Annotated in this window: 21 protein-coding genes; 10 read left to right on the forward strand and 11 right to left on the reverse strand. The window is 67.4% G+C overall.

The genetic code is table 11. The features are described 5' to 3' along the window. Positions 1 to 31 precede the first annotated feature (31 nt). A complete protein-coding gene (locus QTI04_RS06780) occupies positions 32 to 949 on the reverse strand; it encodes a hypothetical protein (protein WP_286603458.1) in 918 nt (305 codons plus the stop codon). A gap of 97 nt (positions 950 to 1046) precedes the next feature. Here QTI04_RS06780 and QTI04_RS06785 point away from each other — a divergent pair, with 97 nt between their 5' ends. Continuing rightward, on the forward strand, positions 1047 to 2189 hold the full coding sequence (locus QTI04_RS06785; RefSeq protein ID WP_286614636.1) for an FAD-binding oxidoreductase: 1143 nt from the start codon (positions 1047 to 1049) through the stop codon (positions 2187 to 2189). 11 nt (positions 2190 to 2200) lie between these two features. Here the strand turns inward: QTI04_RS06785 and QTI04_RS06790 are convergent, their stop codons facing one another. Next, entirely contained in the window at positions 2201 to 3079 is an 879-nt protein-coding gene (locus tag QTI04_RS06790; protein ID WP_286614637.1) for a LysR family transcriptional regulator, read from the reverse strand. 134 nt (positions 3080 to 3213) lie between these two features. On the opposite strand from QTI04_RS06790, the gene QTI04_RS06795 reads away from it, so the two are divergent. Further along, positions 3214 to 4197, forward strand: a complete 984-nt coding sequence (locus tag QTI04_RS06795) for a DMT family transporter (RefSeq protein ID WP_286603462.1) — start codon at positions 3214 to 3216, stop codon at positions 4195 to 4197. Positions 4198 to 4204: 7 nt separating this feature from the next. Here QTI04_RS06795 and QTI04_RS06800 read toward each other — a convergent pair whose 3' ends face one another. Beyond that, positions 4205 to 4393 carry a hypothetical protein gene (locus QTI04_RS06800; RefSeq protein ID WP_286614640.1) on the reverse strand — a complete coding sequence of 63 codons (189 nt, stop codon included), beginning with the start codon at positions 4391 to 4393 and terminating at the stop codon, positions 4205 to 4207. A gap of 48 nt (positions 4394 to 4441) precedes the next feature. Between QTI04_RS06800 and QTI04_RS06805 the strand changes: the two genes are divergently transcribed. The 3 genes from QTI04_RS06805 to panC all read left to right on the forward strand — a co-directional run bounded on the left by QTI04_RS06805 (position 4442) and on the right by panC (position 7271). Next, positions 4442 to 5353, forward strand: coding sequence for a hypothetical protein (locus QTI04_RS06805; RefSeq protein WP_286614642.1), 912 nt, complete (start codon positions 4442 to 4444; stop codon positions 5351 to 5353). A gap of 145 nt (positions 5354 to 5498) precedes the next feature. Continuing rightward, the gene (panB, locus tag QTI04_RS06810; protein WP_286614644.1) at positions 5499 to 6383 is read left to right on the forward strand and encodes a 3-methyl-2-oxobutanoate hydroxymethyltransferase; all 885 of its coding nucleotides are present in this window, start codon (positions 5499 to 5501) and stop codon (positions 6381 to 6383) included. A gap of 51 nt (positions 6384 to 6434) precedes the next feature. After that, a complete protein-coding gene (panC, locus tag QTI04_RS06815) occupies positions 6435 to 7271 on the forward strand; it encodes a pantoate--beta-alanine ligase (protein WP_286603466.1) in 837 nt (278 codons plus the stop codon). Between the two features lie 24 nt (positions 7272 to 7295). Here the strand turns inward: panC and nadA are convergent, their stop codons facing one another. The 3 genes from nadA to QTI04_RS06830 form a co-directional block, all read right to left on the reverse strand. Then, on the reverse strand, positions 7296 to 8420 hold the full coding sequence (nadA, locus tag QTI04_RS06820; RefSeq protein ID WP_286603467.1) for a quinolinate synthase NadA: 1125 nt from the start codon (positions 8418 to 8420) through the stop codon (positions 7296 to 7298). 3 nt (positions 8421 to 8423) lie between these two features. Continuing rightward, positions 8424 to 9299 (reverse strand): carboxylating nicotinate-nucleotide diphosphorylase, encoded by an 876-nt coding sequence (gene nadC, locus QTI04_RS06825; RefSeq protein WP_286614647.1) that lies wholly within the window; start codon positions 9297 to 9299, stop codon positions 8424 to 8426. 76 nt (positions 9300 to 9375) lie between these two features. Continuing rightward, a complete protein-coding gene (locus tag QTI04_RS06830) occupies positions 9376 to 9759 on the reverse strand; it encodes a hypothetical protein (RefSeq protein WP_286614648.1) in 384 nt (127 codons plus the stop codon). Between the two features lie 89 nt (positions 9760 to 9848). Between QTI04_RS06830 and QTI04_RS06835 the strand changes: the two genes are divergently transcribed. Genes QTI04_RS06835 through QTI04_RS06845 form a run of 3 tightly spaced genes read left to right on the forward strand, consistent with a single transcriptional unit; the run spans position 9849 to position 12095 of the window. Continuing rightward, positions 9849 to 10730 carry a S1C family serine protease gene (locus QTI04_RS06835; RefSeq protein WP_286603470.1) on the forward strand — a complete coding sequence of 294 codons (882 nt, stop codon included), beginning with the start codon at positions 9849 to 9851 and terminating at the stop codon, positions 10728 to 10730. Further along, on the forward strand, positions 10727 to 11104 hold the full coding sequence (locus QTI04_RS06840) for a response regulator transcription factor (RefSeq protein ID WP_286603471.1): 378 nt from the start codon (positions 10727 to 10729) through the stop codon (positions 11102 to 11104). The genes QTI04_RS06835 and QTI04_RS06840 overlap by 4 nt, the downstream gene beginning before the upstream one ends. Positions 11105 to 11111: 7 nt before the next feature. Then, a complete protein-coding gene (locus QTI04_RS06845; RefSeq protein WP_286614649.1) occupies positions 11112 to 12095 on the forward strand; it encodes a S1C family serine protease in 984 nt (327 codons plus the stop codon). On the opposite strand, the gene QTI04_RS06850 is transcribed toward QTI04_RS06845, so the two are convergent. The 3 genes from QTI04_RS06850 to imuA are packed head-to-tail and all read right to left on the reverse strand — an operon-like array spanning position 12092 to position 17526. Then, positions 12092 to 15442: an error-prone DNA polymerase gene (locus QTI04_RS06850; protein ID WP_286614652.1), complete on the reverse strand. Its 3351-nt coding sequence runs from the start codon at positions 15440 to 15442 to the stop codon at positions 12092 to 12094. The genes QTI04_RS06845 and QTI04_RS06850 overlap by 4 nt on opposite strands. Further along, the gene (locus QTI04_RS06855) at positions 15435 to 16760 is read right to left on the reverse strand and encodes a DNA polymerase Y family protein (protein ID WP_286614654.1); all 1326 of its coding nucleotides are present in this window, start codon (positions 16758 to 16760) and stop codon (positions 15435 to 15437) included. The genes QTI04_RS06850 and QTI04_RS06855 overlap by 8 nt, the downstream gene beginning before the upstream one ends. Further along, positions 16726 to 17526: a translesion DNA synthesis-associated protein ImuA gene (imuA, locus tag QTI04_RS06860; protein ID WP_286603476.1), complete on the reverse strand. Its 801-nt coding sequence runs from the start codon at positions 17524 to 17526 to the stop codon at positions 16726 to 16728. The genes QTI04_RS06855 and imuA overlap by 35 nt, the downstream gene beginning before the upstream one ends. 193 nt (positions 17527 to 17719) lie before the next feature. Here imuA and QTI04_RS06865 point away from each other — a divergent pair, with 193 nt between their 5' ends. After that, positions 17720 to 18541 carry an aldo/keto reductase gene (locus QTI04_RS06865; RefSeq protein ID WP_286603478.1) on the forward strand — a complete coding sequence of 274 codons (822 nt, stop codon included), beginning with the start codon at positions 17720 to 17722 and terminating at the stop codon, positions 18539 to 18541. Here QTI04_RS06865 and QTI04_RS06870 read toward each other — a convergent pair. Beyond that, complete coding sequence (locus QTI04_RS06870; RefSeq protein WP_286614655.1) at positions 18538 to 19416, reverse strand: alpha/beta fold hydrolase; 879 nt, start codon at positions 19414 to 19416, stop codon at positions 18538 to 18540. The two genes, QTI04_RS06865 and QTI04_RS06870, sit on opposite strands and share 4 nt — an antisense overlap. A 26-nt stretch (positions 19417 to 19442) precedes the next feature. Continuing rightward, entirely contained in the window at positions 19443 to 20270 is an 828-nt protein-coding gene (locus tag QTI04_RS06875; RefSeq protein WP_286614656.1) for a class III extradiol ring-cleavage dioxygenase, read from the reverse strand. Positions 20271 to 20410: 140 nt separating this feature from the next. On the opposite strand from QTI04_RS06875, the gene QTI04_RS06880 reads away from it, so the two are divergent. Next, entirely contained in the window at positions 20411 to 22282 is a 1872-nt protein-coding gene (locus QTI04_RS06880; protein WP_286614657.1) for an ABC transporter ATP-binding protein, read from the forward strand. Positions 22283 to 22467: the final 185 nt, after the last annotated feature.

Consider the following 22467-nt stretch of genomic DNA (forward strand, 5'->3'; position numbering starts at 1 on the left):
GCAGCGGAAGATGACCACACGGCAAGGAGGATCAGTCCGCGAAATCCCCGAGCAGATCCTGGCTTTCCTCGTCGAATCCCGCTACCGGCTGCGCCTTCGCAAGCGCCATCCACACGGCGAACGGCAGGCGCTGCAACGCACGATGCACGGCCGACCGCGCCACGACAAGCCGGCCTTCCTGCGCGATCAGCACGCCGCATGCGGACGGGATCTCGTCGGGCTCGCCGATGGGTCGCCCCTTCGCGTCGCAGCCCAGCACGTACCAGCATTCGCCGCCCAGATCGAGGTAGGCGGCGCGCTTGTCGGGTTTGCGCAGGTCGCTCAACAGGTCGGCGCGGTTGACCTTGACCTCGTGGACGATCGGCTGCGCGTACGCCTCGACGCTGGTATTGCGGATGGAAAACACGTCCGGCCGCGCGATGCACCAGCGTGGCTTGCCGCCCTCCTCCACTTCAGGCAGGCGCGCACGCAGGCTGAGCCCGCGCCAGGCCACTCGGCCGGCACGTGTCATCTCGCGGGCGACCTGCTCCACGAGCGCTTCGTGCCTCGATGTCACGGCCCGGTTGACGACGAGGCTGGTCGCAATGCGCGCGATGCCGGCATCGGTCACGCGCAGCGTTTCGTGGCCGTGCGTGGTTCGCACCCGCTCCAGCAGGCCGGCGGCCAGCAGGTCGACCTCGATGGCGTCGCAGCAAGGCCAGCCGGCCGATCGATAGACCTCGCGCAGCCGTCGCGCATGCACACGGCCCAGCGCCACCGCGCCCGGAGGCGGATCGGCGACGGGCGGCGGCGCGCCGGGCTCGACGAACGGTGGGTCCGCAGGCGGCGGGTCCACCACGGGCGCGGGCGGCGGCGTGACCGGAGGCGGTGGCGTCGGCAGATCGGGCGCCGGTGGCGGCGGGCCGATGGGCGCGTCGGCGCCGGCGCGCAGCGAAGCAAGTGCAGTCATCGCGCTAGGTTAGCGAAAAGCGGAGCGGGCGAGATCCTGCCGCGTGTATCCACACGTTTTCTCACTACACTGCGCCGCATTCGAATCCAGCAGCGCCATGACTACTTTCTCCTCCGCGGTGCAAGCCGACTTCCTCATCATCGGCGGCGGCATTGCCGGCGCTTCCGTCGCTTACTGGCTGGCGCCGCATGGCCGCATCGTCATGCTGGAGCGCGAGGCGCAACCCGGCTACCACTCGACCGGACGCTCGGCGGCGCTCTTCATGGAGAGCTACGGCACGCCGCAGGTGCGCGCACTCACGATGGCGAGCCGGGCGTTTCTGCAGCATCCGCCTGCAGGCTTCGCCAAACATCCTTTGCTCACGCCACGCGGCGCGATGATGGTCGCGGGCCCGGGGCAATCCGCCCAGCTTGAAGAACATTGGCGAGTGCTGCACGCGATGGCACCCGACGCGCGGCGACTGAGCAGCGAAGAAGCCTGCGCCATCGTCCCGGCGCTGCGACCGGAACGCCTCATCGGTGCCGTGTACGAGCCCGATGCCGCCGACATGGACGTCCATGCCATCCATCAGGGCTACCTGCGCGGCATGCGACAGGCGGGCGGCAAGCTGGCGTGCGACGCCGAAGTAACGGCCATGGAGCGCGTGCAGGACCGATGGCGCGTGCATGCAGGCGGCGCGGTGTACGAAGCACCGGTCGTGCTCAACGCCGCCGGCGCGTGGGTCGACATCATCGCGCGGCTGGCCGGCGTGCGGCCACTTGGCATCGAACCGTGCCGCCGCTCCGCCTTCATCTTCGCGCCGCCCGAGAACATGGACATTGCCAGGTGGCCCCTGGTGCATGACGCCGACGAGGAGTGGTACATCAAGCCGGATGCAGGAATGCTGCTCGGCTCGCCCGCCAACGCCGACCCGGTGGAACCGCAGGACGTGCAGCCCGAGGAAATGGACATCGCCATGGCGATCCATCGCATCGAAGAGGCGACCACGCTGGCGATCCGCAGGCCGACGCGAACATGGGCGGGGCTGCGCTCCTTCGTGGCCGACGGTGATCTGGTCGGCGGTTTCGACGACGAGGCGCCGGGCTTCTTCTGGATTGCGGCTCAGGGCGGCTACGGCATCCAGACCTCGGCCGCGATGGGCGAGACCTGCGCTGCCCTGGCGCGCGGACTGCCCGTCCCTGCGCACCCGGCGTCCTTCGGGATCACGCCGGAGATGCTGGGGCCGGCTCGCCTTCGGTAGTACGTACCGTCTCAGGCCCACGCCTCGAGCACCGCGGCGCGCACGGCATCCACCGCCGGCGCACGCCTGTCGTCCGCAGACGCCACCCAGCACAGCCAGGTGTGCGAGCGCCAGCCTGGCCAGATCGCGAGTTCGCCTTTGCGTTCGGCTTGCTCGGCCTGGTCGAGCCGCAGCAAGCCCGCGCCCAAGCCACTGGCGACCATCGCGCGCAGCGCGCTCTCGCTGTCGGCAGTCATCGCCGGTCGATACTCGCGGCCGATGCTGTTGAACAGGCCGTCGAGATGCGCGCGCAGGATGCATGAGGGCGGCGTGCCCACCCAGGGCAGGTTGGTCAGCGTCTCGAGGCTCATCGTTGGATTCGAGCGCGCGAGCGAGGTCGGCAGCGTCACCACCAGATCGACCGCACCAAGGCGCTGCACCGCGAGGCCGTCGATCTCTTCGCCATCGCTCAGCGCGTAGGCACAGTCCAGATCTCCTCGCCGCACGCCCTCGAGCGTCTGATGCGACAAGCCCTGCTGCAATTGCAGCGTCACGTGCGGATGACGCTCGGCCAGCTTGACCAGCACATCCCCCAGCCGCAACGCGACCGGGTCGACCACGGTGCCGAAGCGAACCACACCCTGCGCCGCACCACGGATCTGCTCGGCGGCCGATCGCATGCGCATCGCCGAAGCCAGCGTGCGCTCTGCATCCTCGAGCAGGCTGAGGCCGGCATCCGTCGGCGTCATGCCCCGCGGCGTCCGGTCGAACAGCTTGACACCGAGCTCATCCTCCAGCGCCTTGAGCTGCGCGCTTACGGCTGGCGCGCTCGTGAAGACGCGTTCGGCCGCACGCGTGAGGCTGCCCTCCCTGGCGATCGCGACGAAGGTCTTGAGTTGGTAAAGCTCCATGCCGCGAATTGTGAGCGCGATGGTCGCATCGGGCCATTCGCAAAAGCCGAAAGCCCCGTCCAAAGAAACGAATGGTCAACGAGCGACCTGGCGCCGATGCTTCTGCCCATCGATTCCACATTGCAGGCACCTCAATGATCACCATCCATCCACGCTCACTCGGCATCGCCGCGCTGCTGCTCGCCACCTCCGCATGGGGAGGCATGTTCCTCGTCAGCAAAGGGGTTCTTCACCACGTCGACCCGGTTTGGTTGACGCTGATCCGCTACACCTTCTCCGTCATCCTTTTCGTCGCATTGATCGCGCCGCGCGGCATGGCGCCGTGGCGCAAGCTTCGCGCCCATGCGCTGCCGCTCGCGGTGCGAGGGGTGGCAGGCTACGGCGTGTTCAGCGTGATGCTGCTGACTGGCCTCGCGCACTCCGTGCCGTCGCATGGCGCGATCATCATGGCCACCACGCCCATGACGACGCAGTTGCTGCGTTGGGCACTCGACGGCGTGCGGCCCGCCCGCTCGACGCTGCTCACCAGCCTGCTCGCGCTGGTCGGCGTGGTCATCGTCTCAGGTGCGCTGTCGCCGCACAACGCTCACGGCGAGACATCGACCGCATGGGGTGATGCAGTGGCCTTTGCAGGCACGCTGGGCTGGGTCTGGTACACCCGCGGCGCCGCGCAGTTCGCGGACAGGCTCGACGTCATCGAATACAGCGCATTGACCGTCGTTGCGTCATGGCCCCTGCTTGCGATCGGCGCCGCGTTGGCGACCGTCCTGGGTGCAGCGGACATCCCCAGCGGCGACGGCCTGCTGCTGTCATGGCACGGCCTGGTCTACGTGGGTCTCGTGTCGTCCGCCATCGCCGTACTGGCCTTCAACTATGGCGTGCGTTCCTTGGGCACGATCACCGGCACGGCCTTCCTGAACTTCATTCCGGTCTCGGCGCTGCTGATGAGCGTCGCGTCGGGCAAGCTCCCTTCGGGCAATGAACTGCTGGGGATGGCGATGGTGGTCGGCGCCCTGTTGATCCACACCGTGAGCAGTCGGACGCAGGCCAAGGCGCCTGTGCGCGTGGTTCAGCCGGCCCGTCACAGGAAGACCGGCGTTTGCACGGCCTCGTCCTGATCGATAGCTAGAAAAAACCCAGGCCGGCCGCCATCATCAACGCGAGGCCGGCCGAAACGCTGGCCCAGTGCGCCATATTCGCGAAGAGATCCCAGTCGCTGTACCGGTCCTCCGCGCCTTGCACGAAGAACTCGGCGATAGGGTCGCCGCCCTCGCTGCCGCCATCGATGTTCGGACCTTGAAGATTCGGAGTCATGAATGCCACCTCGTGCATCGATGCTAGGGGGATGCCGCTGTCGGTTCGATGAAAACGGCGGGCGGCATTGATGCCGCGGGCACATCAATGTCAAAGTCCTTGCCCACTTTTCGCGTCAGCGGGTATCGTCTTTTGTCAGGGAGCGCATCTTCGAAGCCGATTCGGCAACCTTCGTGCCGGGTTCATCCAATGCTCTCCTACACCGTCGCCGCTCTCGTTTTCGTTCTGACCCAAAGCGGGTTTTGGCTGGGCGTTCGCCTGTCGACGCTGCTGCCGGAGCACCACCTTGTGAGCGATGCACGCGATTCCGCAAAGGTCGGCATCGGAATGCTGGCCACACTGCTCGCGTTGGTGCTGGGTCTCATGATCACCTCCGCGAAGCGATCATTCGATGAACGCGAGGCAGAGCTGATTCAGCTCTCTACGTCGATCGTGCTGCTGGATCGCGCTCTCGTGGGGTTCGGGGAAGAGACTCGCCCCGCTCGCGACCAGTTGCATGGCATCCTGAACCGGATCGTCGAGCTCACCGAGCGACAGCGCCACAAGGAACGACGCCTGGAGGATGCCAAGTACTCCGCAGACCTGCGCGCGATCACGCGGCTTCAACAGACCATTCTCTCCATGTTGCCGCGCAATGATTCCCAAAAGTGGTACCAGTCGCGCGCCATGCACTTGTCCTCCGATATCGCGCAGAGCCGCGTACTGACCGCGGAGCGCGAGGACAGTTCGGTGCCCGCTGCCCTGCTGGTGATCGTGTGCGGATGGGTGGTGGCCATCTACGTCGGGCTGGGCGCGTTCATGGTCATCAATAGAAGTGTGAACGTCGCCTTGGCCATCTGTGCGCTGGCCTTCGCCTGTTCGATCTTCATCATCCTCGAACTGGACACGCCTTTTTCCGGCGTCGTGGGGGTCTCGAACAAAGCCGTGCTTCGCGCCCAGGCGGAGTTGGCGACCAACTGACCGCATGCGGCCGAGTCAAAACGCCGCCGTCCATTTGGACGATGCTACAGTCCGCGCGCTTCCCTCCGCCATGGTCGTTTTCAGATGATCCAAGGCGGCATCCGAGCCGTGTCGATCAGCCGGCATTTCACTTCGAGCCATCAACATGTCAACCATCACCGCCAGGGAATCGGCAAGTCCCTATGGCACGTTGCCACCCGCGTCGCCGCCATCCCTGCGCAAACCCTTGAGCCTGCCGCGCCTGGCAGACATGCATGCGCGCGGCGAGAAGATCACGATGCTGACCGCCTACGACGCCACCTTTGCCGCGATGGCGGATGCCGCAGGCGTTGAATGCCTGCTCGTGGGCGATTCGCTCGGCATGGTCTGCCAAGGTCTGCACAGCACAGTCGGCGTCACGCTTGAAAGCATGCGCTATCACACCGAAAGCGTGTCGCGCGGATTGCGCCGCGTGCAAGGCACCGCCTGGCTCGTTGCCGATCTGCCCTTCGGCAGCTACCAGGAGTCGCGTGAACAGGCCCTGCGCAGTGCCACGGTGCTGATGCAGGCCGGCGCCCACATGGTGAAGCTCGAAGGTGGCGGTTGGACTGCCGACACCGTGCGCTTCCTGGTGGAGCGCGGCCTTCCGGTGTGCGCGCACCTCGGCCTCACGCCGCAGACGGTGCATGCGCTGGGCGGCTATCGCGTGCAAGGCAAGGACATCGAGGCTGCCGCACTTCTGCGCCGGCACGCGCTCGAACTGCAGGACGCAGGTGCGGCGATGCTGGTGCTGGAAATGGTGCCCGCGTCGCTCGCCGCCACGCTCACGCAAGAACTTGCACGATGCCCGACCATCGGGATCGGTGCCGGGCACGCAACGGCAGGCCAGGTGCTCGTGCTGCACGACATGCTGGGCATCAACCTCGGCAAGATGCCGAAGTTCGTGCGCAACTTCATGGCAGAAAGCGGCGGCATTGCACAGGCGATGCAAGCCTACGTGCGCGCCGTGAAAGACGGCACCTTTCCGGACGACGCGCTGCACGCGTGGTAGCGGGCCCTCGCTGCCTCCCTTCGCTCCCTTTCGACGATCACGGTCCATCCCATGTACATCGCACGCACCATCCCCGAATTGCGCGAACACCTTGGCGCCTCTCACCGCCCCGCCTTCGTTCCCACGATGGGCAATCTGCATGACGGCCACCTCGACCTCGTGCGCCGGGCCAAGCCGCTGGGTGACGTCACGGTGGCCAGCATCTTCGTCAATCGCCTTCAGTTCCTGCCGCACGAGGATTTCGACACCTACCCGCGCACCTGGGACAGCGATTGCGAGAAGCTGCGCGCAGCCGGCTGCGATGTGCTGTTCGCGCCCGACGAAAAGGCGCTGTACCCCGAACCGCAGACCTGCAAGGTGCACCCCGACCCTGTGCTGGCCGACATCCTCGAAGGCCATTTCCGCCCCGGCTTCTTCGTCGGGGTCTGCACCGTGGTGATGAAGCTCTTCTCGTGCGTGCAACCGGCCACAGCCATGTTCGGCAAGAAGGACTACCAGCAGCTCATGATCATCCGGCACATGGTTCGCCAGTTCGCGCTGCCGATCGAGATCGTGGGCGTCGAGACGCTGCGCGCCGCAGATGGCCTTGCGTTGTCTTCGCGCAACGGCTACCTGAGCGAGCCGGAGCGGGCGGAGGCGGTGCAGCTTTCGAAGGCGCTTCAGGGCATGGCCGAGGCGGTGCGCTCGGACGAGCACGATTTCGAGGCCGTCGAGACGCGTGCGATGGACGCCCTTCGGGCGCGCGGCTGGCAACCCGACTACCTGGTGCTGCGGCGACGATCCGACCTGCAAGCACCTTCGCCCGGCGACCCGCTCGTTGCGCTCGCCGCGGCCCGCCTGGGCGCGACGAGGCTGATCGACAACCTCGAAATCGACGCGCAGACCTGATCGGCGCCCGGCATCGCCGGAGCTTCAGGCTGCGCCGATTCCCGCGACCATGGCGCCCGCGGGCTGCCCGCTTTTGAGCCTCGCGGTGAAGTCCAGCATGCGATCGATCGGCACGCGCGCTCGCAGACCCAGAGCCGGCTCGACATGGACTTCGCCCGCGCCCGTTTCCAGTGCGCGCGCCACGTCAGCCAGCCCGTTCATGGCCATCCACGGACAGTGCGCACAGCTCTTGCACGTCGCACCGTTGCCCGAGGTCGGCGCTGCGATGAAGGTCTTGCCCGGATTGAGTGTGCGCAGCTTGTGCAGCATGCCGGTGTCGGTCGCGACGATGAATTCCTTCGCATCCATGCGCTGCGCCGCACTCAGGATGGCCGAGGTGGACCCCACCGCATCGGCCAGCGCGATCACGTCGGCCGGTGATTCAGGGTGCACGAGCACGCGAGCCGCGGGGTGCTCCTTCTTGAGCAGTTCGAGTTCCAGCGCCTTGAACTCGTCATGCACGATGCAGGCGCCCTGCCAGCTCACCATGTCGGCCCCGGTTTCGCGGCGGATGTAGTCGCCCAGGTGCTGGTCCGGCGCCCACAGGATCTTCTGGCCTTGCGCCGTCAAGGCCCGCACCACGTCCAGTGCACAACCCGACGTCACCAGCCAGTCGGCTCGCGCCTTCACCGCAGCGCTGGTATTGGCGTAGACGACCACCGTGCGATCCGGATGCCGATCGCAAAAGGCACTGAAGGCATCGACCGGGCAGCCGAGATCCAGCGAGCAGGTCGCGTCCAGGTCGGGCATCAGCACACGTTTTTCGGGCGAGAGGATCTTTGCCGTCTCGCCCATGAAGCGCACGCCGGAAACGACCAGCGTCTGCGCGGCATGGTCTCGGCCGAAGCGCGCCATTTCGAGCGAGTCGCTCACCAGGCCGCCGGTCTCTTCGGCCAGGTCCTGCAGGTCGGGGTGCACGTAGTAGTGCGACACCATCACCGCATTGCGCTCGCGCAACAACGAGCGGATGCGATCCTTCAAGGCGTCGCGTTCGGCCGCCGTGGGCTCAGGAGGCACACGGGCCCAGGCCCGGCGGGTGTCGCACGCGGGTCCGCTTTCGGCAGTCTCGATGGGCTGGGCGTAGTCGACGCCGATGAGTGAGTGCGCCATTGCTCAGCCTTCCAGGAACCGCATCGAGAAATCGATGGCCTTGACGTCCTTGGTGAGTGCACCGACCGAGATGCGGTCGACGCCAGTCTCGGCGAGGGCGCGAATGCTGTCGAGCGTGACGCCGCCCGATATCTCGAGCACGGCGCGGGCGTCGCCCGCCGCATCGTTGCGACGCACGGCTTCGCGCAAGGTGGGCAGGTCCATGTTGTCCAGCAGGACCATGCGGGCGCCGCTGGCCAGCGCCTCGTCGAGCTGGGCGAGGGTTTCGACCTCGATCTCGATGAATTTCGCCTGCGCAGCGACTTCAGCCGCTGCGCGCAGGGCCGCGCTCACGCCGCCGGCGGCTGCAATGTGGTTCTCCTTGATCAGGATCGCGTCATAGAGGCCGATGCGGTGATTCGTGCCACCGCCCGTGCGCACGGCATATTTCTGCGCCAGCCGAAGACCCGGCAGCGTCTTGCGCGTGTCGACGATCTGGGCACGCGTGCCGCGCACCGCATCGACATACGTGGCGGTGCGTGTTGCCACGGCGCTCAGCAGTTGAAGGAAGTTGAGCGCGGTGCGTTCGGCCGTGAGCAAGCTGCGCGCGTCGCCGGCGAGTTCGAGCACCGTCTGGTCCGCGGCGCAATGCCCGCCCTCCACGCAATGCCACGTCACGCGCGCTTGCGGGTCGAGTTGCCGCACCACGGCCTCGACCCAGGGCGCGCCGCACAGCACCGCGGCTTCGCGAGTGCGCACATGAGCGGTGGCGCGCCGTAGCGGGGCCACCAATCCGGCCGTGAGATCCTGATCGCCGACATCCTCCTGCAATGCCCGGAGCGCATCCGTGCTCGCCAATTCGGCCACGCTGGCCCTGGAAAAATCGAAAAAGCTGGTCATGTGTCTTGAGTCGCGAGAGTCGCTGCCTTGTCCTGGTGGGCGCCATTTTGACGGCACTCGAAAGTGGCGGGTCCGTTCATATCGCGCGCCAGGAGTCGATGCAGTGAGCCGCGAGCGCGGTAATCCAGCAAGGCTCGTCCGGATCGAAGGCCAGTCCCAACACAGGACTGACGAGAAAGCCCGCCCTCTCGAACACCGACGGATCGGTCGCGCGAACGAAAGAAGAGAGTGCGGCGAATGGCACCGACACGTTGCCGATGTTCACGACCGGCGCCTGCATCGTGATCTCTTCCAGCCTGCCGCAGTCCTGAAAGCGGAAGACGATCGATTCATAGTCCAGCTCATTGAGCCCGATGCCGTTGCGGCATGTTCTCGTCGGCACGCCCCACATCCGCAAGACCTCTTCCCTGGAGGCCGAGAACGGCGTTTCGTCGACGCGGACAAAGGGTTCGAGCTTCATCGGACCAGCCAGTATGCACACCCTGCCCATCCGGGCAGTAGCGTCTGCCCCTTGCGCATTCACACAATGAAGCCATCTAAGGAGCTCCCATGGCCGACACGATGTCCTCATCTTTCGAACAACTGTCCGCGGCAATGGCCGAGGCGGTGGCCGCTGCAGCTGGCAGCGTGGTGGCAGTGCACACCGGGTGCTCGCGCTCCAGCGGATTTGCCTGGCGCGACGGGCTGGTCGTCACCTGCGACGAGGCGCTGCCCGACGACGCGGACGTGACGGTGTGTCTGCCGGGCGGCGCGAACGCCAGCGCGAAGCTCGTTGGTCGGGATGCCGGCACCGACATCGCTCTGTTACGCATCGAAGGCAACGCGCCCTCCCCGATCGCTTTTGACCTGTCGCCGGTGCGCGCCGGCTCCATCGCGCTCACGGTCGGGTCGCTCGCCGGCGCACCTGTCGCGGCGGCGGGCGTGGTCTCGCTGTCGGGCCCCGCCTGGCGCAGCTTGCGCGGCGGCGAGATCGACGCACGGATCGAACTCGGGCTGACCCTGCGGCGCATCGCCGAAGGCGGGTTGGCAATGGACGTGCAGGGCCGGGCCATCGGCATGAGCGTGTTCGGGCCACGCCGGCGCGTGCTGGTCATTCCGGGCGCGACGATCGATCGGGTCGCCGCGCAGATCGCAGCGCACGGCCGGGTCCCGCGCGGTTACCTGGGTGTGGGACTCCAACCCGTAAAGATCGAACCCGAGGGCATCGGCGCGATGGTCATGGCCATCGATCGCGACGGGCCGGCTGCGAAGGCTGGCCTTCACCAGGGCGACGTGATCGTGGCCTGGAACGGCGAAGCGGTGCGCAGCGTGCAGGCGCTGCTGCGAGCGCTGGGCCCGGCGAGCGTGGGCACCGTCGTGACGCTGTCGCTGCGGCGTGCCGGGGAGCCCGTCGAGGCGAACGTCACCATTGGCGAAAGGCCGGACGATTGAACAAGACGGGCGTCACGGAGCCGATCGTGATCGCGGTCGATATCGCCGACGTGGAACTGTCGGAGCGCCTGCTCGCGTCCCTGTCGGATGTGCCCGGGCTGCGTGTCGCGCAGCGCGGCGAGCCGGCCGATGTCGCGGTGGTGCCGGCGCACGCCGTGCCCGCCGCCGACGCCGAGGCAACGCTGACCCGGCGCGAGCTCGAAGTGCTGGCCCTGATGGCCGAAGGCGCATCCAACAAGACCATCGCCCGGCGGCTGGGCATTTCGATGCACACGGCCAAGTTCCATGTCGGCTCGCTGCTCGACAAGCTGGACGCCACAGGCCGTACGGACGCAGTGGCGCAGGCAGTGCGGCAGGGTGTCATCCATCTTTGAGAAAACCATGTTCGACGACAACGCCCCCTCGCCCTCCGCCGAAGGCAGCGCTCCCGATCTGAACCAGGACGCCCTGATCGATGCCTATTCGCACGCGGTCGCGGCGGTGGCCGACAGCGTTGGGCCAGCCGTGGTGCGCGTGCAAAGCGGCACGCCCGACCGACGCGGCGGCCTGGGCTCGGGCGTGGTCATCGCCGGCGACGGGCTGGTGCTGACCAACAGCCACGTCGTCGCCGGTGCGCGCCGCGTACGGATCGGACTCCCGGAAGCCGGCGACAGGGAAGCCGAGGTGCTCGGCGACGACCCCGCCACCGATCTCGCGCTACTGCGAGTGGAACTTCCGCGCGGCGCCGCCACCGCGACGCTCGGCGATTCGAAGATGCTCAGGCGCGGCCATCTGGTCGTCGGCATCGGCAATCCACTGGGATTCGAATCGACCATCACTGCCGGCATCGTGTCGGCGCTGGGCCGCTCGCTGCGCTCGCAGAGCGGGCACCTGATCGACGACGTGATCCAGACCGACGCGGCGCTCAATCCGGGCAACTCCGGCGGCGCCCTCGTGGCCGCATCCGGGCAGGTGGTGGGCATCAATACGGCCATGATCGCCGGCGCGCAGGGGCTTGCGTTCGCGGTTTCCAGCAACACGGCGCGCTTCGTGATCGGCGAGTTCATCGCCCACGGCCGCGTACGGCGCGCGCACCTCGGCATTGCGGCGCAGACGGTGCCCCTGCCCCGGCGCGTGTCACTGGCCATTCACTCCGGCGCCAACGCCGTGCGCATCGGCGAGGTACAGCCCGGCGGCGCGGCGCAGCTTGCAGGCCTGCGCGTGGGCGACATCCTCTTTGCGTTGGACGATGTGGTCGTGGAAGGCGCGGACGACCTTCTGCGCCTGCTCGGCGCGGACCGCATCGGGCGGCCCGTGGAGGTGTCTCTGCTGCGCGAAGGCCGACTCATCACGCGGACCGTGACGGCGCACGAACGACCCGCCTAGTGAAAATCCCGGCTCTTGTTCGCCTGCGCCAACCTGCCCAGCATCGGCGTGAGATCCCTGAACCCCGTCGCCACCAAATGCCGCACCTCGCCACCACTGTCTACATCACGCTGCCACGTGCCCTGCACCGCCAGCAGCGTCGACTTGAGCAACGGCTCGCGCCAGGCCTCGATCACGTGGCTCCAGACGATCACATTGACGTTGCCGGTCTCGTCCTCGAGCGTGACGAAGATGGTGCCGTTGGCGGTCTGCGGCCGCTGACGCCCCTTGACGATGCCGCAGGCACGCACGGTCTGGCCGCTGGGCAGCGGGCGCAGTTGCTCCGCGCTCATCAGGTTCATGCGGGCGAGCCGTGAGCGCAGCAATGCGAGCGGATGGCGGCGCAGCGTGAGGCCGAGCGAGACGTAGTCGCCGAGGATCTCCTCGCCTTCGGGCGCGGCGGGCAGTTGCAAGGTGGGCTCGTGGATCGGCACACCCTTGAGCAAGGCGGGTGCGCGGCGCTGGGCGGTGGCGTCCCACACCTGCTGGCGGCGATGGCCCGAGAGCGACATCAATGCATCGGCGGCGGCCAGCGCCGCCATGTCCTTGGCGTCGAGTTCGGCGCGCAAGGCAAGGTCTTCGGTGCTGGTGAAAGGGGCCAGTTCGCGCGCTGCCAGAAGGCGCTCGGCGCCGGCCTTGCTGAAACTGGCGATGCGGCTCAGCCCCAGACGCACGGCGGGCGGGTCGGCATTGCCCAAGCGCCCGGCATGGCGCGCATCGGCGCCAGGCGGCATGCGCGGCGCGCCAGGCGTGCGACCTTCGAGGCTGCTGTCGAATTCGCTCGCCGTGACGTCGACCGGCCGCACCTCGACGCCATGGCGCCGCGCGTCCTGCACGAGCTGCGAAGGGCTGTAGAAGCCCATCGGCTGCGAATCGAGCAAGGCCGCCAGGAAGCAGGCGGGCTCGTGGCACTTGAGCCAACTGCTGACGCAGACCAGCAGGGCAAAGCTCGCGGCATGACTCTCGGGAAAGCCGTAGTCGCCGAAGCCCATCACCTGCTTGAAGATCGCTTCGGCAAAAGCGGGCTTGTACCCTTTGCGAACCATGCCATTCACGAGTTTGTCGTGGAACTTCCCGAGACCGCCCTTGCGCTTCCATGCGGCCATGGCGCGACGCAATTGATCGGCCTCGTCGGCGGTGAAATCGGCTGCGACCATGGCAATCTGCATGACCTGTTCCTGGAAGATCGGCACACCCAGCGTGCGCTCCAGCGCGGGCCGCAGTTCGTCCTTCTCGTAGTGGATGGAGAGCCCCTTGCGCACCCGCTCGCGCTGCTTGAGATAGGGGTGCACCATGCCGCCCTGAATCGGCCCCGGACGCACGATCGCAACCTCGATCACCAGGTCCTCGTAGGTGCGCGGCTTCAGGCGCGGCAGCATCGACATCTGCGCCCTGCTCTCGATCTGGAACACGCCGACGGTGTCGGCGTCGCAGATCATGTCGAACACCTCCGGGTCGTCATTGGGAATCTGGTGCATCTGCAGCGCCGTGCCACGCCAGTGGTTCATGAGTTCGAGTCCGCGGCGGATGGCGCTGAGCATGCCCAGCGCGAGCACGTCGACCTTGAGCATGCCCATGGCTTCGAGGTCGTCCTTTTCCCACTGGATGACGGAGCGATCTTTCATCGAAGCCTTTTCCACCGGCACCAGGCGCGTGAGCCGCGTATGGGTGAGCACGAAGCCACCGACATGCTGGCTCAGGTGGCGCGGAAAACCCTTGAGCTCGCACGTGAGTTCGATCCACTGCTGCAGCTTGAGCGGGTCTTCCTGCACCTCCGCGCGCACGGCGGCTGCCTGCAGTTGCTCGCCGAGCACGGTCTCGTCGAACCAGTAGTGGTCCTTGGCGAATTCGTCGACAAGCCGCGCATCGATGCCGAGCGCCTTGCCCACGTCGCGCAATGCGCTGCGCGAGCGATAGCAGATCACGACCGCGGCGATGGCGGCGCGCTCGCGGCCGTACTTCTCGTAGATGTACTGGATGACTTCTTCGCGCCGCTGGTGTTCGAAATCGACGTCGATGTCGGGCGGCTCGCGACGATGGCGGCTCAGGAAGCGCTCGAACAGCAGGTGGCCCTTGTCGGGATTGATCGAGGTGATGCCGAGGCAGTAGCAGACCGCCGAATTGGCCGAGGAGCCGCGGCCCTGGCAGAGGATGTCTTGCGATCGGGCGAAGCGCACGATGTCCTCGACCGTGAGGAAGAACATCTCGTATTCGAGGTCGAGGATCAATTGCAGCTCGCGCTCAAGCAGCTGGGACACCTTCTCCGGGATGCCTGCCGGATATCTCCCGCGTGCGCCTTCCCAAGTCTTGCGCACCAACGTCTGTGCCGGCGTTTCTCCGTTGCCCACGCTTTCGAGCGGGTACTTGTAGTTCTCCCGGATCACCTCGGGATCGAAGCGGCAACGTCCGGCCACTTCGAGCGTGTTCGCGAGCATCTCTTGCGTGTAGAGCCCCGCCAGCCGCACGCGCTGCCGCAGGTGGCGCTCGGCGTTGGGCTGCAGCGCGAAGCCGCACTCGGCCACGGTCCTGCCTTCGCGCACTGCCGTGAGCACATCCTGCAACGGCTTGCGTGCGCGTGCATGCATGTGCACATCGCCGGCCGCCACGAGCGCCACGCCGGCCCGCGCGCCGGCCTCGACCAGCGTGACGAACCAGAGGTCGTCGTCGAGTTCGTTGAGCATCTCGACGGCGAGCCAGAGGCTGCCGCCATAAAGCGTCTTCGCCGCGATCAGGTCATCGTGCAGCGTGGCGACATCGACCGTGCCAACGGGCTTTCGGTCGGGCACGAAAAGAATCTGGCAATGCTGCAGAGAGGCGACGTCGCTGTCTTCCCAGCTCACGCGGTATTCGCCCTTGGGCAGTTCGGTGGTGCGCGCGGCGGTGATGAACTCGCAGAGGTTGCCCCAGCCCTCTGTGTCGTTCGCAATGACCACGAACCTGAAGCGCTCGAAGCGGAACTCGCTGCCGAACAGCAGGCGAAAGTCCGGGTTGCGCGGGATCGGCGGCTCTTCAGGGTGGTCGCGCTCGTAGGCATCGAGCTTGGCGGGCAGTTCGCGCAGGCCGACATGTGCGCGCACCACCCCAGCCACCGAGCATTCGTCGGTGATCGCGAGCGCCGCATAGCCGAGTTGGTAGGCGCGCTCCACCAATTCCTCGGGCGTGGACGCGCCGCGCTGGAAGCTGAAGCTCGTCAGGCAATGAAGCTCGGCATACCCTGGCAAGCCAGGCACGGGCGGTTGCCGCTTCGGCAACGCATGCATCGCCGCGAGCGTGAGCGCGCGGACTTTCTTGTCGCTGAGTTCAGGCATAGAGGCCTTGCAGGTACCAGCGAACTTCGCCTTCAGCGAAGCAAGCGGCCGGGCGCTCGCGAAAGATCCACACCAGGCCGGCCTCGGGGCTTTCGGCGACGTAGTAATCGCGCACGGCAGGCCGGCCGCCGTCTTCCACGCCGCCCCACCAGCCGGCCTCCACCCGCTGCGGGCCGATCAATCGACGCAGCGGTCCGCGGTAGCACGGGCGCTCGCCATCCATGTCGAGACGCAGCGGCTCGGGCAGCAGCCACGTAGGCGAAGCTGGTTCCACGGTGTTCCGCGAACGGGCTTCGCTGCGCCGGCCAGTGTTCAAGGCGGGTTGCCATGTCTGCTTGCGCTCGGGCCGGTGATCGGCCTGCGCCACGGGCACGAGCACCTGCTGCGGACCGAGTCGCGCGCTGAGCCGCTCGACCATTTCATGGAGCCTGTCGCCCTTGCGGTTGTCCTCGGGCAGGAAGCTCTTGCTGGCGCCAGCCCAGGGATCGGTTTCGAGCGAACGCAGTCGCAGCCAGCTTGCGGGTGCAGCGAGCGTGGTGAGCGCCAGTTTTTCGGCCATCAAGCGGCGCAGGTGCGCCATGTCCTGCGTCGCCTCGGCAGTACGCACAGTGATGAGCTGGTGCGGCGGCAGGTTCACGCCGTTGAAGCGTTTGAGGTCGAGCGTCCATTGCAGTTCGAGCGCACGCGCGCCTCGCTGCCGGGCACGCAGCCAGATCTGTAGCGCCGACAGCAGGCGATTGGCCGACCACATGAGTTCGGGTGCGCCTTCGGCCAGTGCGGGCAGTTCGAGCTTCTGCTCGAACACATCGGGCAGCGTGAGCCAGCGATGGCTCTCGGGTCGCAATCCGTAGGCTGCATCGAGCGCGGTGCGCAGATCCTTGCCGAAGCGCCGCGTGAGGCCGCCACGCGGCAATGCCGCCACCTCGCCCCAGGTGCGGCAGCCGAGGTGCGCCAGCACCTCGAGGTGATCGCGCGCGGCGCTCAGTGTGTCGAGCGGCAGCCCGGACGGCACATCGGCTGGAGGCTGCTCGCCGCGCGCGAACATCCGCAGTCGCGCGAGCGCGATGAGGCAAGTCGCGCCCTGCGCCTGCTGAACGCGCACCGGCGCGGGATTGAGGCTCAGGATCTGGCGCATCAGGCCCAGCCGCCCGCCCCACAGCCGCTCGCAGGCGGACACCTCGAGCAGCAGCGCCTCGTCGACCCAGGCGACGCGCGGGGTGAACTGCAGGGCCCACCAACCGAGCGCCTCGTCGGAGGGCATCGGCGGCATGCGCATCTCCGCCTCAGGCTGCGGCCAGCGCAACGCGATCCAGTGCATGTCGTTTTCCTTGGTGGAGGTCGATGCGCACCACCGTGGCTGTGCCGATTGCCTGCGGCACGCCTTGCTGCTGACGGAGCAGCTTGCGCCGGAGCTGGCTCGCCGCCAGCAGCGCGGCCATGCGTTCGCCGCATGCCGGCAGTTGGATGGGCGAGGCCAGCGGCGGCCCTCGACGCTTGAGGATGTGGACATCGAGCCGCGATTTGTCTTCCTCGCAGAGCGCCACCTGCAGGCGCAAACGGGCCGGCGACGTGGAAGACGCCGACGCCGCGGGCCGGAGCACGAACAGCAGGGATTCGTGCTGCGCCGCCGCGAGCTGCAGCCGCCGCAGATCGCCCATGCGCGCCTGCGGCAGCCACGCCAGCACGGCGGCCACGTCGGCGCAGCGAAGCGCCTGTTCGCACGCCCAGAGCCGTGCGGCGGCCGCCTCGCTGCGAATCCACAGCAAGGACTCGATCGGCAAGCCGTGCGCCGCCAGCGAGGGGCCGAAAGGTTCATGGGGCGCACCGATCAGCGCCACCGGCCCCGTGCCGCCCCGCACCGCATGCGCCAGCGCCGGCAATAGCAGTTGCCACGAATGCGCCTCGGGCGCGGACTGCAAGAGTTCGGTCATCGCCCCGACCGGCCAGCCGCCACCGGGCAACTGCGCATCGAGCGGGGCATGGCCGGTGGCGATGACCTGCGCATCGGCCATGCCCAGCTCATCCCCGCGCCAGACCTTGTGCCGCGCGGAGGGTGAAAAAGAGTCGAGGGAAGGGAGGCCCATGATGGATCGAGTAACTGTATTTTTATACAGTATTTTGGGATGCCGGGTTTTTCTTTTTGCATTCCCGAGACGATCATTCGGAATCATGAACCCTCATCCGATTCGTCGATCGCACTTCCTGCGCCTCGGAGCTGGCCTGTCCCTCGGCGCATCACTGCCATTCGCGTCGGCCCAGACATCAGGACCTCTCCGCATGAACACCCGCCCCATCCCCTCCACCCGCGAAGCGCTGCCCGTGGTCGGCTGCGGCACCTGGATCGGCTTCGACGTCGCGGCCGGGAGCGCCGAGTACCAGCGCCTGCCGGGCGTACTCGATGCGTTGTTCGCCGCGGGCGGCAAGGTGATCGACAGTTCGCCGATGTATGGCCGCGCCGAAGCCGTCACCGGCGATCTCCTGGCCGCGTCGAACCAGCGAGCCAAGGCCTTTCTCGCCACCAAGGTGTGGACCAGCGGCCGCGATGCCGGCATCGCGCAGATGGAACAGTCCTTCGAGCGCCTGCGCACCGATCGCATCGACTTGATGCAGGTGCACAACCTCGTCGACTGGCGCACGCACCTCAAGACCTTGCGCGGCTGGAAGGACAAGGGCCGCGTGCGCTACATCGGCATCACGCACTACACCGCGTCGGCCTATGCCGAGGTCGAGGCCGTGCTGCGTGCCGAGAAGCTCGATTTCCTGCAGATCAACTATTCGTTCGACGAGCGCGAAGCGGCGCAGCGCCTGCTGCCGCTGGCGGCGGAACGCGGCGTTGCGGTCATCGTCAACATGCCCTTCGGCGGCGGCGGGCTGCTGCGCCGGCTGCGCGACAAGCCCCTGCCCGGCTGGGCCGCCGAGATCGGCGCCACGACCTGGGCGCAGGTGCTGATCAAGTTCGTGCTGAGCCATCCTGCCGTGACCTGCACGATTCCCGGAACGAGCCGGCCCGAGCACATGGCGGACAACGCAGCGGCCGGCGCGGGCCCTGTGCCGGATGCGGCGTTCTGGCGCCGCAAGGATGTTTCGCTGCCGGGCTAGGCGAGAAACCGCAGCAACTGCGCGTTGACCTCGTCCTCGCGCTCGAACTGCACCCAGTGCCCGGCGCCGTCGATCACCACGCCTTCGCGCTGCGGGTGGCCGGCTGCGAGTTGCGCGACGAGCGGGCGCGAATCGGCGGTCACGTCGTGTTCACCCCAGAGCAGGAGTTGCGGCCCGCCGATGGCCTCCAGCGCCGCCTGCAACCCTCCCGCGAGCGAAATTTCCTTGCTGCGGAAACGCGTGCCATGGCAGGACATGTCGTGGACGGCGAAAGCCAGCGCATCGATGGCCGCCTTGTCGTGCAGCATCAGCGCGGCGAGGTTGTGCAGCAGCGCCGCGCGCTCCTGGTCGCGATCCTCGGCGGCGCGCCAGTTGATCATCTCCACTGTCATGCGGCGCAGCGTGCCGTGGCCGCCGCTGCCCAGCAAGGCAATCCGACGGATGCCGCCACGCCGTGCGCCGAACTTCGCGGCCACCAGGCCACCGAAGGAGAAGCCGCCGAGATTGATCTCGGTCTGCGCGCCGATCAGGCTGTCGAGCGTTCCGGAGAGGGCGTCGAGCAGCGGATCGACCGCCGCCTGGCCGGACGCCGGTTTGGGCGGCGTGTCGGAATCGTGAAAGCCCGGCATGTCGGGCAGCCACAGCGTGTGCGTGGCCGAGAGCGCCTCGACGTTACGCAGCCAGTGCATCCAGCTGCCGTGGCCACCGTGGAGCAGCACCAGCGGCGGGTGCGTGTCGTCATCGCCGAAGCGGCGCCAGCGTACGCGCACGCCGCCATGCTCGGCATCGTGATGGGTGGAGAGCGCGTCGATGCGCGCGATCAGGCGGAGCGCGTCGGCTTCCGCCTGGGGATCGAAGGTCGAGAAATAAGGCACCGGTGCATTGTGCCGCGCACCGGCGATCAGGCGGCCGCTTCCCCGAAGCGGAAACTCGACACAGCGATGCCGCCCATGAAGGCATCTTCGTGATAGATGCGCTCCCCGGCGTCGCCTTCAGCGGCGCCCACTGCGACCATCAGCGGAATCAGATGCTCCTCACGCGGATGGGCGACGCGGGCCGCTGGCGCCGTCGACCACTGCAGCAATCGTTCGACCCGCTGCTGTGGCGTGGCGGCGACCACCGCATCGTCCAGCCAATCGTCGAAGGCCTTGGACACATCGCGCGCCTGCGGGCCGAACGCGCGCAGGTTGTGATAGCTCAGCCCACTGCCCACGATCAGCACGTTTTCGTCGCGCAGGGGTGCGATGGCACGGCCCAGCGCGATGTGCTCGGCCGGATCGAGCCCGCGTCGCAGCGACAGTTGCACCACCGGCACTTCGGCCTTCGGATAAATCGCGGCCATGGGAGAGAAGGTGCCGTGGTCGAAGCCACGCTCGGCATCCACCCGCGCGGGCAACCCCGCCGCCTCGATCAGCGCCTGCACGCGGCGCGCGAGTTCGGGCGAGCCGGGTGCGTCGTAGCGCACGCTATAGGTGTGCTCGGGAAAGCCGCCGTAGTCGTAGATCATCGGCGGACGCGGGTTGCCCATCACCGTGAAGGCGGATTCTTCCCAGTGCGCCGAGATCATCAGGATCGCGGCCGGCGTGCGGCCGACCTGGCGCGGCATGTCCGCCAGGGCGGCTTCGAGTTGGTCGTAGGCGTGACCCATTTCCTTCTTCATCCACGGCCAGGGTCCGCCGCCATGGGAAATGAAATAGGTGGGAAGGGTCGAGAGTCGTGTGGTGCTCATGGAATGCTCCTTGACCGTCAGTCTAGAGATTTCAAGGCCGCCTCGTGCCTGGCGCCCGAGTACGCGGCGCCGCCATAGCCCTTTCCGCGCGAAACACCTCGCCCGCCGGTACAGTGGCGCCTCACTGGAGACAGCCCGCCTTGTTCCGTTTCTTCGAAAAACTGCTTCACCCCTACCCGCCTGCCGAGCCCACGCTGCCGCCGCACGGGCTCTTCGCCTTTCTCTGGGCATGCACCCGCGGGCTGCGGGGCACGATCGCCACCATGGCCGTTCTCACGGCTGTGATGTCGGCTTTCGAGGCGCTGCTGTTCGCCATGATGGGCCGCATCGTCGACTGGCTGGGCGATCAGGTGCCAGCGCGCTTGTGGGAAGACCGCGGCACCACGCTGATGTGGCTCGGCATCGCCCTGCTCGCGAGCATCGGCGTGGTCGCGCTGCAGACCATCGTCAAGCACCAGACGCTGGCGATCAACCTGCCGATGCGGCTGCGCTGGAACTTCCACCGGCTCATGCTGGGCCAGAGCATGGCCTTCTACCAGGACGAGTTCGCTGGCCGCATCACCGCCAAGGTCATGCAGACCGCCCTGGCAGTGCGCGACACGATCTTCGTGCTGGCCGATGTGCTCGTGGCAATGGGCGTCTATGTCGCGACCATGATCGTGCTCGCCGCAGTGCTCGACCGGCAGTTGATGCTGCCCTTCCTGATCTGGCTCGCGCTCTACATTGGTTCGCTGGTGTTCTTCGTGCCGCGCCTCGGCAAGGTCGGCAAGGCCCAGGCCGATGCACGTGCGTCAATGACGGGCCGCGTGACCGACGCCTACACCAACATCGCCACCGTCAAGCTCTTCTCGCACACGCAGCGCGAGGCCGGCTTCGCACGCGCGGCGATGAAGGAATTCATGCACACCGGCTACGGCCAGATGCGACTGGTGAGCGCCTTCGAGATCGTGAACCACACGCTGAGCATGGGCCTCACCGCCGGCATGGCGGGCATGGCGTTGTGGCTCTGGTCGCAGGGCTCGGTCGGCGTCGGCGCAGTGGCCGCGGCCACGGCCATGGCGTTGCGCCTGCAAGGCATGTCGCACTGGATCATGTGGGAGATGACCAGCCTGTTCGAGAACATCGGCACGGTGCAGGACGGCATGAAGACGCTGTCGCGCCCGCGCACCGTGCTCGATGCGCCGGATGCGCGCACGCTGGATGTGCCGCGCGGCGAGGTGCGCTTCGAGCATGCGAGCTTCCGCTACGGCGAAGGAGCCAGGCGCGTGATCGACGACCTGACGCTCGCCGTCGCGCCCGGCGAAAAGATCGGCCTCGTGGGCCGTTCCGGCGCGGGCAAGTCGACGCTGGTGAACCTGCTGCTGCGCTTCCATGACCTGGACAGCGGCCGCATCCTCATCGACGGACAGGACATCGCTCACGTCACGCAGGACAGCCTGCGCGCCCACATCGGCATGGTCACGCAGGACACCTCGCTCATGCACCGCTCGGTCGCCGACAACATCGCTTACGGCAAGCCCGACGCGAGCGACGGGGCCATCCGCGCGGCCGCCGCCCGCGCCGAGGCGCACGAATTCATCGAGACGCTCGGCGACCCGAACGGGCGCCGCGGCTACGAGGCCCACGTGGGCGAGCGCGGCGTCAAGCTCTCCGGCGGGCAACGCCAGCGCGTGGCCATCGCGCGGGTGATGCTGAAGGACGCGCCGATCCTGCTGCTCGACGAGGCCACGAGCGCACTCGACTCCGAGGTGGAGGCCGCGATCCAGGCCAGTCTTTATCGCCTGATGGAGGGCAAGACGGTGATCGCGATCGCGCACCGCCTGTCGACGATCGCGGCGATGGACCGGCTGATCGTGCTCGACGAAGGCCGAGTGGTCGAGGAAGGCGATCACAAGACGCTGCTGGCGAAAGGCGGCCTGTACGCGCGCCTGTGGGCCCACCAGAGCGGCGGCTTTCTGGGGGACGGCAGCGACGAAGAAGACTACGCGGTCGCGGAGCCCTCGACGGTCTGACTTGCAAGTCCTACAGGGCGCGGTGACGCCCGCCGACATCGTCGCCCCCGGTCGGCGGGCATTCTGGCTTCGTCTTCAACAAAGAGGAGTTTCCACCGTGAATTCCATCATTTACATCGTCGGTCTGGTTGTGGTCGTCGTCGCCGTGCTTTCGTTCTTCGGCCTCCGCTGAGAACACCCGTTTC

The organism is Variovorax sp. J22R115, assembly GCF_030317005.1.
Classification (GTDB): domain Bacteria; phylum Pseudomonadota; class Gammaproteobacteria; order Burkholderiales; family Burkholderiaceae_C; genus Variovorax.

Coding starts and splice junctions, on each gene's coding strand:
- panC (WP_286603466.1), top strand. CDS start 6,435: ATGTACATCGCACGCACCATCCCCGAATTGCGCGAACACCTTGGCGCC.
- QTI04_RS06785 (WP_286614636.1), top strand. CDS start 1,047: ATGACTACTTTCTCCTCCGCGGTGCAAGCCGACTTCCTCATCATCGGC.
- QTI04_RS06865 (WP_286603478.1), top strand. CDS start 17,720: ATGAACACCCGCCCCATCCCCTCCACCCGCGAAGCGCTGCCCGTGGTC.
- QTI04_RS06795 (WP_286603462.1), top strand. CDS start 3,214: ATGATCACCATCCATCCACGCTCACTCGGCATCGCCGCGCTGCTGCTC.
- QTI04_RS06875 (WP_286614656.1), bottom strand. CDS start 20,270: ATGAGCACCACACGACTCTCGACCCTTCCCACCTATTTCATTTCCCAT.
- QTI04_RS06800 (WP_286614640.1), bottom strand. CDS start 4,393: ATGACTCCGAATCTTCAAGGTCCGAACATCGATGGCGGCAGCGAGGGC.
- QTI04_RS06805 (WP_286614642.1), top strand. CDS start 4,442: ATGAAAACGGCGGGCGGCATTGATGCCGCGGGCACATCAATGTCAAAG.
- QTI04_RS06790 (WP_286614637.1), bottom strand. CDS start 3,079: ATGGAGCTTTACCAACTCAAGACCTTCGTCGCGATCGCCAGGGAGGGC.
- QTI04_RS06850 (WP_286614652.1), bottom strand. CDS start 15,442: ATGCCTGAACTCAGCGACAAGAAAGTCCGCGCGCTCACGCTCGCGGCG.
- nadA (WP_286603467.1), bottom strand. CDS start 8,420: ATGGCGCACTCACTCATCGGCGTCGACTACGCCCAGCCCATCGAGACT.
- nadC (WP_286614647.1), bottom strand. CDS start 9,299: ATGACCAGCTTTTTCGATTTTTCCAGGGCCAGCGTGGCCGAATTGGCG.
- QTI04_RS06780 (WP_286603458.1), bottom strand. CDS start 949: ATGACTGCACTTGCTTCGCTGCGCGCCGGCGCCGACGCGCCCATCGGC.
- QTI04_RS06830 (WP_286614648.1), bottom strand. CDS start 9,759: ATGAAGCTCGAACCCTTTGTCCGCGTCGACGAAACGCCGTTCTCGGCC.
- QTI04_RS06855 (WP_286614654.1), bottom strand. CDS start 16,760: ATGCACTGGATCGCGTTGCGCTGGCCGCAGCCTGAGGCGGAGATGCGC.
- panB (WP_286614644.1), top strand. CDS start 5,499: ATGTCAACCATCACCGCCAGGGAATCGGCAAGTCCCTATGGCACGTTG.
- QTI04_RS06835 (WP_286603470.1), top strand. CDS start 9,849: ATGGCCGACACGATGTCCTCATCTTTCGAACAACTGTCCGCGGCAATG.
- QTI04_RS06845 (WP_286614649.1), top strand. CDS start 11,112: ATGTTCGACGACAACGCCCCCTCGCCCTCCGCCGAAGGCAGCGCTCCC.
- imuA (WP_286603476.1), bottom strand. CDS start 17,526: ATGGGCCTCCCTTCCCTCGACTCTTTTTCACCCTCCGCGCGGCACAAG.